The sequence below is a fragment of the Alcaligenes sp. Lyrl_28 genome, from assembly GCF_051948705.1.
GTDB classification, from domain to species: Bacteria; Pseudomonadota; Gammaproteobacteria; order Burkholderiales; family Burkholderiaceae_B; genus Alcaligenes; species Alcaligenes ammonioxydans.
In genome coordinates this window covers 1-1,444 of the sequence record NZ_JAYJLG010000014.1, presented here as the reverse complement: position 1 = coordinate 1,444, position 1,444 = coordinate 1, and the positions used below count along the sequence as shown (strand labels likewise).

The 1,444-nt window shown below is 52.0% G+C and carries 1 rRNA gene; it reads left to right on the top strand.

Features of this window, described 5'->3' with window-relative positions:
- Positions 1-1,444, top strand: a 23S ribosomal RNA gene (locus VF694_RS16380); the annotation flags it as partial.

Genomic DNA, 1,444 nt, shown 5'->3' with positions numbered 1-1,444 from the left:
TGAATAGTCGAATGGAATGGAAAGTCCAGCCGTAGCAGGTGATAGCCCTGTAGGCGAAATTCAGTACGTGGAACTAAGCATCGAACAAGTAGGGCGGGACACGTGAAATCCTGTCTGAATATGGGGGGACCATCCTCCAAGGCTAAATACTCGTGATCGACCGATAGTGAACCAGTACCGTGAGGGAAAGGCGAAAAGAACCCCGGAAGGGGAGTGAAATAGATCCTGAAATCGTATGCATACAAACAGTAGGAGCACCCTCGTGGTGTGACTGCGTACCTTTTGTATAATGGGTCAGCGACTTACATTCAGTGGCAAGCTTAACCGAATAGGGGAGGCGTAGCGAAAGCGAGTCCGAATAGGGCGATTCAGTCGCTGGGTGTAGACCCGAAACCAGGCGATCTATCCATGGCCAGGTTGAAGGCACGGTAACACGTGCTGGAGGACCGAACCCACTAATGTTGAAAAATTAGGGGATGAGCTGTGGATCGGAGTGAAAGGCTAAACAAGCCTGGAGATAGCTGGTTCTCTCCGAAAACTATTTAGGTAGTGCCTCGTATATTACTGCCGGGGGTAGAGCACTGTTATGGCTAGGGGGTCACAGCGACTTACCAACCCATGGCAAACTCCGAATACCGGCAAGTACAGTACGGGAGACAGAGCACCGGGTGCTAACGTCCGGACTCAAGAGGGAAACAACCCAGACCGCCAGCTAAGGTCCCTAACTATGGCTAAGTGGGAAACGAAGTGGGAAGGCATAGACAGTCAGGAGGTTGGCTTAGAAGCAGCCATCCTTTAAAGAAAGCGTAATAGCTCACTGATCGAGTCGTCCTGCGCGGAAGATGTAACGGGGCTAAGCCATAGACCGAAGCTGCGGATGTGTACTTTTAGTACACATGGTAGGAGAGCGTTCCGTAAGCCTGTGAAGGTGTTCCGTGAGGAATGCTGGAGGTATCGGAAGTGAGAATGCTGACATGAGTAGCGATAAAGGGGGTGAAAAGCCCCCTCGCCGTAAGTCCAAGGTTTCCTGCGCAACGTTCATCGGCGCAGGGTGAGTCGGCCCCTAAGGCGAGGCAGAGATGCGTAGCTGATGGGAAGCGGGTTAATATTCCCGCACCGTCGTAGAGTGCGATGGGGGGACGGATTGCAGAATGTTATCGGGGTGTTGGATGTCCCCGTTGGCGCATCATAGAAGGCACTTAGGCAAATCCGGGTGCGTAATTCAAGGGTGTGACTGGATAGAGCTTCGGCTCTAAACTAACTGGAAGCAGTTCCAAGAAAAGCCTCTAAGCTTCAGCTCTACGAGACCGTACCGCAAACCGACACAGGTGGACGGGATGAATATTCCAAGGCGCTTGAGAGAACTCAGGAGAAGGAACTCGGCAAATTAATACCGTAACTTCGGGAGAAGGTATGCCTCATTAGTGTGATGTGCCTGCGCACA